The 8,784-nt window shown below is 64.5% G+C and carries 7 protein-coding genes; all 7 read right to left on the bottom strand.

Annotation, left to right across the window (positions count from 1 at the left end; translation table 11 throughout):
* Window positions 1-463: 463 nt before the first annotated feature.
* Complete coding sequence (locus tag E1288_RS40160) at window positions 464-2,362, bottom strand: acyl-CoA dehydrogenase family protein (RefSeq protein ID WP_132493915.1); 1,899 nt, start codon at window positions 2,360-2,362, stop codon at window positions 464-466.
* A gap of 40 nt (window positions 2,363-2,402) precedes the next feature.
* The gene (locus E1288_RS40155; RefSeq protein ID WP_132493914.1) at window positions 2,403-3,626 is read right to left on the bottom strand and encodes a beta-ketoacyl-[acyl-carrier-protein] synthase family protein; all 1,224 of its coding nucleotides are present in this window, start codon (window positions 3,624-3,626) and stop codon (window positions 2,403-2,405) included.
* The gene (locus tag E1288_RS40150) at window positions 3,626-3,865 is read right to left on the bottom strand and encodes an acyl carrier protein (protein ID WP_093276707.1); all 240 of its coding nucleotides are present in this window, start codon (window positions 3,863-3,865) and stop codon (window positions 3,626-3,628) included. The genes E1288_RS40155 and E1288_RS40150 overlap by 1 nt, the downstream gene beginning before the upstream one ends.
* A gap of 32 nt (window positions 3,866-3,897) precedes the next feature.
* Complete coding sequence (locus E1288_RS40145; protein WP_132493913.1) at window positions 3,898-4,920, bottom strand: beta-ketoacyl-ACP synthase III; 1,023 nt, start codon at window positions 4,918-4,920, stop codon at window positions 3,898-3,900.
* Between the two features lie 728 nt (window positions 4,921-5,648).
* On the bottom strand, window positions 5,649-6,146 hold the full coding sequence (locus tag E1288_RS40140; protein WP_132493912.1) for a type II toxin-antitoxin system RatA family toxin: 498 nt from the start codon (window positions 6,144-6,146) through the stop codon (window positions 5,649-5,651).
* Window position 6,147: 1 nt separating this feature from the next.
* A complete protein-coding gene (locus tag E1288_RS40135; RefSeq protein ID WP_207954824.1) occupies window positions 6,148-7,338 on the bottom strand; it encodes an aspartate aminotransferase family protein in 1,191 nt (396 codons plus the stop codon).
* 89 nt (window positions 7,339-7,427) lie between these two features.
* Window positions 7,428-8,486, bottom strand: a complete 1,059-nt coding sequence (locus E1288_RS40130) for an SDR family oxidoreductase (RefSeq protein ID WP_132493910.1) — start codon at window positions 8,484-8,486, stop codon at window positions 7,428-7,430.
* Window positions 8,487-8,784 lie beyond the last annotated feature (298 nt).

The following is an 8,784-nucleotide window of genomic DNA, read 5'->3' as shown; positions in this document are numbered from 1 at the left end:
GATCACCCTCGTGCCGTCGATGCGACCGCGCACCGCGTACATCCCGCTGCTGTCGCGGGGGTGCAGTGGTTCGATCGACTCCGGGTCGAGCAGCTGCTCCAGCCGCACGTCGGGGTCGCGCGGATCCCGTTGCGCCTGCTCGGTTTCCGGGCGGGTGGCCACTGCGGTCATCGGTTCCTCCGGGAAGTCGGTGTCGGGCGGTCTTCCGGGGCTCTCGAGTTGCTGCGGGTCAGTGGCCCGTGAGTCCCTTTTGGGATGCCTGGAGTTTTGCGGTTTGCCCACGACATGACGGCCTGGAGCGACGTTCCGGCAGGTCCGGGGCCGTGCGCACTTTGTGCTGCCATAGAAACAAAGTACGCACGGCTGGAGTGACCGGCAGGAACATCGAACCGCGAAACTCCAGGGCGCTATGCCGCCCCACCAGATTCACGGGCTCTGACCAGAGCAGACCATGCGGGGAAGGTCAACGGCTTGCGGTGCGCGGAGCTGGGAGATCTTGACCGACCAACCTGCTGACAGCCGTGATGTAGTCATCATCTGCGATCGGTGCCCGCAGGAGTTCTGGCGTGAGGTTGAACCCGTCGACCAGCAGCCGGGAGTGCGGAAGGATCTGCTCGCACAGCGATTCGATCTCGCGCGGGAGTCGTTCGACCTGCTCGGCCGTCAGCGCGTTTCTCGCGAGATACCAACCGCTGTCCCTGTTGACCTCGAGGAGTCCGTAGAGGCATGCCAGCAACCGCAGGGCGGTGCGGCCGTCTTCGGTTTCCGCGTTTTCCACGGCGGTCAGGAATTGCTCCAGTGCCAGTCGCACCCCACGGGTGCGTGCCATGGATGTGGCCGCAGTCATGTTCTGGTTCCAGGCGGAGAACAGGGTTCCGTCACCGCGGGTCTCCTCGGTCATCGCCTGCCGTGCTTCCCGCCGCAAGCTGTCTTCCCGATACTGCAGCAAATCGAGCTGGAACGTGCCTGTCAGCAGGTCCCTGCTTGCCGGATCGGATGGTGTCGTCTTGCCTGCCGATCGGCTGCGGCGCGCGAGCATTTGTGCGGCCACGGTGGCAAGAAGTGGCAGGTTGTCGCCTTCAGCCGTCACCACCCCTTGGGCCATCGGCACGTAATCCGCGATGCGGTTGACCGAGAACATGCCCTGGGCGCCACACCGCTCACGGCAGACGTGGATGACCCTGGACATCTCCCAACTCGACAGTGCCTTGGCGATCGAGATCAACTGGTCGACCTCGGCCTCGTTCCCGCTGTGGCGGGACAGGTATTCCGTCTTGACATGGTTGACGAGAAAAGTCATTGCGTAGACCTGCGCGAGCGAGCTGAACAGCGCGATCTGCTGACTGCGGTAGGCGAGGATCGGCACCTCCCCGCGACCGGGCGCAGCCGTCAAACGCTGCTCCGCGTACCGCACGGCGATGTACACGCTGGCGCGGCCGGCCGAGATGAGCGCACCAGTCAGGCAGATACGCCCCGGGGTCACCCGGTCCAATGCGCGCAGCACCTGCTTGCGCTTACTACCGACGGCGCCTTGGAACACACCATCGTCGGTAAGCTGTCCCATGTCTCCAGTCAGCAAATTCCGGCGGGGAATCCGGACGTGGTCGAACCGCGTCACCGCATTGTCCAGGGCGAACCCCGGTTTTTCCGGAAGCCTTGTGACGTGCACCCCTTCGCACAGGCCGTTGTGGTCGGAAATCCTGACGATGAACGGGAGAACACCACAGTCCGCCCCGTCGACCTTCAGCCGGGCCATCACGACTGCCAGCTTCGGGATGTCGGAGATCCCCGTGTTCGGCATGAATTTCTGTGCGCGGGCATGCGGGGTGTTCAGCACGAACTCGCGACTGGCGTGGTCGTAGACGGCCTCGGTCTCCAAGGCCGCGATGTTGTTGCCGTGGCCGAGTTCGGTGGCGATCAGCAGACCGATCGACGACATGCTGCCCAGTTCGTCGATGTAATCCGCGAGATCGTCGCGTCCTGCACCGTGCTGGAGGATCGTCCCTAGGCAGAGGTTGTAGTGGATGTTCAGGATCGGAAGGGTGGTGGTGTCGATCAGGCACGACCACTCGCCGATCGCGAACATCCGGAGCTGATCGCGCATCAGCTCGGCCGCCGGTCCGAGGCGACCGTGGAGGAACCGGGCCCGTTCGTAGGACAACCGGCCTGCCTCCAGCGGCGCCAGGCCGTGGCGCTGATCAAACATCGGATCTTCCAGCGCAGCTCGCAGATCGGCGTGGACACTGTCGAACTTACCGTCGTAGACGAGTGCGGCAAGATCCTCCGCTGCTTCCCGGATTTCAGGCTCGGCCTCCCGGATTCCCGAAGCGGCCGGAAAGTATTGTGTTGTAACGCTGGTCATTCCCAGTACCTTTCACGCACTCGACAAGCGAGCTGATCGTTTACGAGGCTGCGAGGGCGAGCACGGCGTTCTGCCCCCCGAATCCGAAGGAGTTGCTCATTACGACCTCAAGCGCGCAGGGACGTGCCGTCTTGGATACGAGGTCGAGTTCGATCTGCGGATCCGGGTTTTCCAGGTTGGCCGTGGGAGGAATGCACCCGTGTTGGAGGGAAAGGATCCCGTATGCCGCTTCGATCGCCCCGCCGGCGCCGAGCGCGTGCCCGGTCACGCCCTTGGTGGAGCTGACTGCGACGTGGTCACCGAGCACCCGCCGTATGGTGGCGGCTTCGGCGACATCGTTGAGGGGCGTGGAGGTGCCGTGGGCATTGACGTGCTGGACCTCACGCGCCGTGAGACCAGCGTCGGTCAACGCACTACGAAGCGCCTGTTCGGCCCCGTTGCCCTCCGGATCGGGCGCCGTCACGTGGTGGCCATCGGCAGACGCGCCGTAGCCGATAACCCGCCCGCGCACCCGAGCGCCTCTGGCCAACGCATGGCGCTCGCTTTCCAGAATCAGGACCGCGGCGCCCTCGGCGATGACGAATCCGTCCCGCATCGCATCGAAGGGCCGGGACGCGGAGCGTGGATCGTGGCTCTTCCTGGACAGGGCTCGCATCCGGCTGAAGGCAGCGACGAACAGCGGTGTCACCGCCGCTTCCGTCGCCCCGGCGATCACGATGTCGGCCGCGCCGGAGCGGATCAGGTCCCGCGCCACGCCGATCGCGCTCGTGCCGGAGGCACAGGCGGTGCAGATCGTGAGATTCGGACCGCGCACCCCGAGCTCGATCGCCAGTTGACCGGCCGCCATGTTCAACAGACCCATGGGAAGGGTCATCGCCGAGACCTTGGCCGCGCCGCTGTCCAGCAACTTGGTCTGCTGCGCTTCCATGGTCGAAGTTCCGCCGGCGCCGGTCCCGAGAACAACGCCCACTCTGGTGACATCCCAGTTCTCCTCGGACAGTCCCGCATCACGAACGGCTTCACGCGCCGCTACGAGGGCGAACTGCTGGTGGCGGTCGAGCCGCCAGGCGTTGTGCTTGCCGAGACTCGCGGCGGGATCGAAACCCGGTACGCGGCAGGAGAAATCGACCTGGAGCCCGGCCAACTCAAGGTCGGTGGCCGCCGTCGGATGACCTTCGGCGACTCGGTTCCAGTTCTCCTTCACGCCGATCCCCGCCGGCGTGATGAGCCCGAGGCCGGTGACCGCCACCGCGAATCCGGACATCAGACGGTCACTCCCTTTTTCTCCAATGCTTCGAGGATGTCGGTCAACGTGGCCATTTTCTCCATCTCGGCATCGGTGACCTCAACCCCGAAATGCTGCTCGAGCAATTCGCCCAGTTCTACCTGCGCCAATGAGTCCAGCCCCAGGTCGTCGAGCGAGGCGTCGGGCCTCAGATCCGGCGTCTCGACATCGAACGTGCTCGTCAGCAATTCGCCGAGTCGGGTGTACAAATCGCTCATCGCGGTCTCCTTAATGGATTTGATTGAAAAATTCACAGTGGACTGTCTACCGAGATGTCCGGCCACACCAAGACTGTGGAACCCCACGACAGCCCTGCCCCGAATGCGGTGATCAACACCCTGTCCCCCGGGCGCAGTTCGCCGCCGGCGGCGGCGCCGGCCAGGACGAGCGGGATGGACGCAGACAGGGCGTTTCCGACTCGATCGATGTTGATCAAAGCCCGCTCCGGAGCGATACCCAACCGTTGGGCGACGGAGTTGAGGATGCGGATGTTGGCCTGGTGTCCGACGAAGCGATCCACCTCCGTCACCGACCAGCCGGCACGATCGAGCACGGCAAGTGACGATTCGGTCATCCGGGCGATCGCCTGCTGATAGATCGCCCGTCCGGCCATCGATAGATACCAGTCCTCGGTCGGCACCTCGCCGTGACCGAGCCCGGTCACGGACCGCTGCCGTGAGCCACCACCTTGGATGGCCAGCAGATCGGCTTGCGCGCCATCGCTTCCCAGGTCGAACGGTCCGATCGCGCCCGGCTCCTCCGGGCTTCCGGAACGCAGCACCACCGCCCCGGCTCCATCGCCGAAGATAGGTGCAGTGGTGCGATTCGCCGGGTCGATGAAGGTCGAGAACGCTTCGGCACCAATGAAAAGCACGCTTTTTGCGATCCCGGCGCTAATGAGTCCGGCGCAGGTGGCAAGGCCATAGACGAAGCCACTGCATGCAGAGGTCAGGTCGTAAGCTGCGATGGGTCCCAGCCCAAGCCTGGACGCCACTTCCGGCGCCCCGGCCGGACAGATCCGATCTGGTGAGGTCGTCGCGACGACGACCGCATCGACCCCGGAAACCCCGGCTGCTTTCAGCGCCCGACCGCCGGCCTCCACCGCCAAGTCCAGCGTCGCCATACCGCCCGAGACGGCCCGACGCTCCACAATGCCCGTGCGACTCTCGATCCACTCCTCGGACGTGTCCAGCCTCGAACACAAATCGTTATTCGTGACAACCCCGGGAGGCAACCATGCCCCCAACCCCGCGATAACAGCGCTGACTGTCATTCAGGCCAACTCCGTTGCTCAATGATTTCTGCACGAGACGATGGAGCGTTTTCATGCTCTTAACATGCGCCGGTGAGGCGGGGTGGATGTGTGCCACACCATCTCAATATCTGACGTCGGTTCGCGACGACCAGCCGGTACTCAGAGTCTATGAATTCGGGCGTTGTCGCCGAACCGAAGTAGGTACTTTCGTGCTCGTTGCCCTGCACGAAAGTACAGTCCGGCACGCGAACCCGTGAGTGCGACGCCTCGGCAGCTCTGGTCTGGACCGCTGCCACCGACGACCAGCGTGGACCTCCAGGGACCACACGAGACCGAACCCAGGATGAAGACGTTCGCGGACCGCCCGACATCGCACACTTTGACCGGTTTGTCCGAATCTGCCGAATGGCTGCCCGAAATGGCCGACGATGATGCCTGGACAACTCTTGTTGCCACTGCTGCAACTCGGCCAGTATTGCTCGGGTCAGCTCGTGGCACGTGGCCCGATTGCCTCCTTCTGTCGCACGTCCCCCCCGACAGGAGGAGATCCCGCGGGGGCCGGCCGTCGCGAAATCGGCCCTCGCGGGAACCCCAACGGCAACGCATCGCATGGCAGCGCTAGTTGGTCGGCATCGCCGCAGCACCGTCCTCCTCGGACTGCTCGCTCGGCCGGGCGCAACGAGACAGCGGATCCCGAACCGTGGTCAAACTTGAAAAGTGCAGAGAATACGGCAAAGACGGCGACCTCACGACGGAGTTTCCGCATCGGACGCGACCGGGTAGGAGGCCGTGTCGAGGAAGACCAGTTCTTCGCCGAGCAGGCCGCGAAGGATGGCTTGGATGCTTGCGCGCAATGCCTCCTCCGCGATCGGATCGATGATCGCCGCCAGGCTCGGCATACCGAGATCGAAGTGCGCAGTGAACGTGACGATCGTGTCGGGTCCGAACTCGACAACCGCCCACTCGCCGTCGAAGCGTTCAAAGTCTCCGTCGAGTTGCCGGAACGTGATAGTCCTTGCGGAGTGGTCGATCCGCTCTCGTTCCGACCAGCACAGGATGCCGTTGCGAAACGTGACCGCCCATTCCGAATCCTGGGTGCCGTCTTGCCTTGCGGTGACGGTAACGCTGCGGACCTCATCGGTTTGATCGGCGAAGCGCTCGACGTCGCAGATCGCGGAGAAGACAGTGTCAGCGTCGGCCCCCATGGCGGCAGGCACAAGCGACTCGACCGTAACAGTCGGCATATCAGGGGGTTCCTTCCACAACAGCGTTGGGTGGGCATCGGCGCGCGAGGGTTTCCGCGGCTCGGGTAACCGCCTCAAGAAGCCAGTGAACGTCCTCGGAAGTCAGGACCGCCGGCGGGGTGAAGCGCAGCACCCGATGCGCGTTCAGTGAATGGTTGACGAGCACTCCCTGGTCGAGCAGTTCCATCAGCAGTTCACCCGTGACTTGCTCGTTGACCAGCTCCACTCCGATCAGCAGACCCAGCCCGCGCACGTCGGTGATCAGGTGACCGCAGTGGTGCAACAGGATTCGGCGTAACTCCTGGAGCAGGTACTCGCCCAACTCGCTGGCCTTGGTGACGAGGTTTTCCGCCACGATCACACGGATCGCCGCCTCGGCGGCGGCAGCAGCGATCGGCGACCCGGCGAATGTCGAGGTGTGCAGGAACGGGTCGCGATTGAACGGCGAATACGCCTCTGCTGTGGCGACCATGGCCGCTACGGGCACGACTCCCCCGGAAAGGTTCTTGCCCACCAGTAGAATGTCAGGGGTGACCGATTCCCTGTCCGCGCCCCACCAGTGACCAAGCCGGCCCAGTCCGGTCTGCACCTCATCCAGGACGAACAACGCCCCATACTTCCGGCACAGCTGCGCGACATCGCGCAGGTATCCGGGCGGCGGAACAACGACACCGCCCTCTCCCTGCACCGGTTCCACCACCACGCAGGCCGGTGGTGCTGCGGCCAATACCTCTTCCAGCGCCTGTGCGTCGCCGAAGGGAACGTGGTCAACGGAGGGCAGCAACGGCCGAAACGGAGCCTGGTAGAGCTCCCGGGCGGTGATGCTGAGCGCACCCGTGGTCTTGCCGTGGTAACCGCCGACCGCGGAGATGAGGTGTGCATGCCCATGGGCACGTGCCAGCTTGATCGCGGCCTCGGTGGCCTCGGCTCCGGAGTTGACGAAATGCACGTAGTCCAGACCGTCCGGGGCGACGCCGGCGAGCGTTTCGGCAGCACTTGCGACCGTGGGCTCCAGCATTAGCCGTGTGGTCAGCGGGTGCCGGTGAACCTGTTCCACCACCGCCCCTACCACGGACGGGTGGGCATGGCCGAGGAGGAACACGCCGTATCCGCCGCAGTTGAGGTACGTCTTTCCATCAGCGTCGACAACTCGGCTGCCACGCGAGGACACTTCCGTCAGTCCGCCGGTCATGTCGGCCAGTCGGGCCCGTCCACGGGAGATGTGGCGGCGGTAGCGTTCCGACGTCTGCCGTGAACCGGCGTGCTGGATGCCATGAACGCTCATACCGTCGCCCCGGCAGTTGCGGCGGGGACAAGGCGTTTGGTATGGGCGAAAAAGCGCACTGACGTGCGGAAGGCAGACTCGAACCACTCTGCCGAGGGCAGCGTCAACGCTGCCGGGTCTCCGGGAAGGGCGCCGAAGGAGGTCGGGAACGGCTCGGCACCGGCGAACAAAGCGGCCATCGCCAGCACGTCGTCAAACTGCTTGCGTGCGGACGGAGGAAGAACATCGGCCAATACCGGGCGGATCAACCGATCCACCATGTCCGGCGATACCAACCGCGGCGGCGTGACATCGATGCCCGATTCCTCGGCCACGGCCACGCACTGGTCGACGAATCGCCTGGAGGTCAGCGCGTGGGGCCCCGCGGTCAACCAGTACTCGCCGCCACGCACATCCGCGTCCACCAACGCCCGCAGCCCTGCAGCGAGAAGGTCCTGCGGAATGACGTCCACCAGCTCTTCAGTTGCGAACGGAAGAAGCGGAAACCTGCTCCTGAGGATGCCTGCGGCGACCATGTGGACACCCTGGAAATTGGCCATGGCGCCGGTCACCGAATCACCGACCACCACCGAGGGGCGGGCGATCACCACTGGGACTTCCGAGCCGCGAAGCAGCTCCTCGGCTTCTAGCTTGGAGTCGAGGTAATTTTCGGGGCGAGCCGCCCCCTCGGACATCAATCCCTGTGCCGACCGGGTGAGTTTGCTACGGGTCACGAATGCGGTGCTCACGTAGATGACACGGGCCTGCGCGGCAGCAGCGAACTCCAGGACTCGCTTCGTGCCGACGACGTTGAGCTGGTGCGCGGCATCGGCTCCGGCGCCGAAGTCGGTCTTCGCCGCGCAGTGCACCACGGTATCCACATTGGACACAAGCATCTGGTATGTGAGCTCATCGAGCCCCAGGAACGGTTGGGTCACATCGCCGATCACCGACTCGGAGTCGATTTTGGCACGATGAGTCAGGCTGATAACCCTGTGGTGAGCCAGCGCCGGGCGCAATGCCGTACCGACCACGCCAGAGGCGCCAGTCAGCAGCACGAACTTGGGTTGCGACATGCCGGTCTCCTCGAATCGCCGTGTTGGTCCACACCTGCGTCAAGGGCAATGAGCCGCGCAACGGTGCTACGTTGCCAACCCGACTCACTGCAGCGTCGGGTCGTATGCGCCAGGCGTGACGGCAATACCGTGGCGTGAGAGACGGCGCCGCCGCAACCGGGGAAGCGCGACGCGTGCCCGGTTGCCCATCATGTCCTGGCTCGCATAGGCAAGACTCCTGATCAGCTCTGGCGCTGTCGCACCTCGTCATGGTTGAGTTGGTGCAACTCTCAACAACAAGTCGGCGGCCACCACGATG

Origin of the sequence: Saccharopolyspora elongata (genome assembly GCF_004348985.1) — a bacterium.
Classification (GTDB): domain Bacteria; phylum Actinomycetota; class Actinomycetes; order Mycobacteriales; family Pseudonocardiaceae; genus Saccharopolyspora; species Saccharopolyspora elongata.
Note: the sequence above shows the minus strand (reverse complement) of the source record. Positions and strands in the feature narration are given on the sequence as shown.